We start from the raw sequence: 1,227 nt of genomic DNA, 5'->3' as shown, positions 1-1,227 counted from the left end.
TATAAAAATATTTGTATTTTTAATAATTCTTTTTTATCAATGGATTATAAATTTATTTTTCAGTTTTAAAATTACTTTAAGTTATGATTTAGGTTATAAAAATGCCCCAAGATATTTTTATCATGGGGCATTAGACAGAAATCTTTGATTAAAAATTAATTACATAACAGTTGAATACCAAAATACGCGGCCAATCACTTCAACTTGTTCTAAGGAAACATCAAATGCTGGGTATTCTTCACGGTTATAAGATTCTACAGTAATGATACTGCCTGTTTTATGTTTAAGGCGTTTCATTTGTAATAAGCCATCATTGTTTATGGCATAAACATCACCATCGATAATTTTTTTACGTGATAGGTCAATGCCAACAGTTGAGCCATTTTTGAAAACAGGTTCCATGCTATCACCCTTAACAGTGACACAAATTGCATCTTTTGGGGAAACGCTCGCTTCTCTTAATGTGTCTAAAGCAAAGCGAATTGTCCTACCTTCATAGTCATCAAACTCACTTGCACCATGTCCTGCAGACAATTGAACATCTTTATAGAAAGGGATTAAAACCTCATCTTCATCAACTGTTTCTTCACCAAACAACAACCAATTTTCTGCCACATTAAAATATTCTGCAATTTTAGGTAGAAAACGACTTCTTTTGGTTCTACCTTGGCAGATTTTAGAGATGGCTGCTTGTGAAATACCCACATCAGCTGCGAGAATTTCCTGAGAGATTTTTCTCTCTTCGATCAAATGATTGATTCGATCAGCTGTATCTTTCATATAAGCTCTCCTTAATTTACGAGAATTAATATAACTTATAGTTATAAAAATAACAAGAGAAAGCCTGTGGTGGTGAGGAATTATCTCTTGAAATCATTAAATGAATACCCATATTCACACTTATTAAATTTTATTGATCAATTGAATGGTAAATATTGGAGAAGTTATGAGCCAAAAAGAAACAATGCAATTTCAAACAGAAGTTAATCAATTATTAAAGTTAATGATTCACTCTTTGTATTCAAATCATGAAATATTTTTGCGTGAATTAATTTCAAACGCATCGGATGCATTGGATAAACGCCGTTTTGAAGGTTTGACAGATGCTAAATTGATCGAGAATCAAGGTAATCCTGAAATCTTCATCACAATGGATGCTGAACAAAAAACATTAACCATTAGAGATAATGGTATCGGTATGAATCGTGATGAAGTGATTGAGAACAT

1 protein-coding gene and 1 pseudogene are annotated in these 1,227 nt (G+C 32.0%); one reads left to right on the top strand and one right to left on the bottom strand.

Translation table 11 applies throughout. The annotated features are described in order from the left end of the window. Positions 1-159: 159 nt before the first annotated feature. Positions 160-780 carry an XRE family transcriptional regulator gene (locus BZK14_RS04475; protein WP_077925372.1) on the bottom strand — a complete coding sequence of 207 codons (621 nt, stop codon included), beginning with the start codon at positions 778-780 and terminating at the stop codon, positions 160-162. 166 nt (positions 781-946) lie between these two features. Here BZK14_RS04475 and BZK14_RS04470 point away from each other — a divergent pair. After that, positions 947-1,227 (top strand): annotated as a pseudogene (locus tag BZK14_RS04470) (ATP-binding protein); the annotation flags it as partial.

The sequence above is a fragment of the Wohlfahrtiimonas larvae genome (assembly GCF_002006755.1).
Taxonomy (GTDB): domain Bacteria; phylum Pseudomonadota; class Gammaproteobacteria; order Cardiobacteriales; family Wohlfahrtiimonadaceae; genus Wohlfahrtiimonas; species Wohlfahrtiimonas larvae.
This window is presented reverse-complemented; position numbering and strand designations above follow the sequence as displayed.

Excerpts from the sequence above, each read along its gene's own strand:
- BZK14_RS04475 (WP_077925372.1), bottom strand. The coding sequence starts at position 780 with ATGAAAGATACAGCTGATCGAATCAATCATTTGATCGAAGAGAGAAAA.